The 273-nt window shown below is 60.4% G+C and carries 1 protein-coding gene; it reads right to left on the minus strand.

Going from position 1 to position 273, the window contains the following annotated elements; all coding sequences use genetic code 11:
* Nucleotides 1-58: 58 nt before the first annotated feature.
* Nucleotides 59-273 (minus strand): pyridoxine 5'-phosphate synthase (locus tag ACZ6JE_RS15215; protein WP_464319483.1); only part of this gene is annotated, 215 nt, incomplete at its 5' end.

The following is a 273-nucleotide window of genomic DNA, read 5'->3' on the forward strand; positions in this document are numbered from 1 at the left end:
GCCATCGGGGGCAAGCCCCCTCCCACATTTGAACTTCAGTGCTTGTAAGACTGTGTTTCTAGTGCTTGGCAGCAGCCAGGATCAGCGCCTTCATCTCCGCCACCGCCCCCTTGAAACCGACGAACAGCGCATGGGCTACCAGCGCATGGCCGATGTTCAGCTCGTTGATGCCTTTGATCGCCGCCACGGCTTCGACGTTGTGGTAGTGCAAGCCATGCCCGGCATTGACGATCAGGCCTTCGCCCAGGCCGCAGTTCACGCCGTCGATGATGC

The sequence above is a fragment of the Frigoribacterium sp. AC759 genome, from assembly GCF_979256015.1.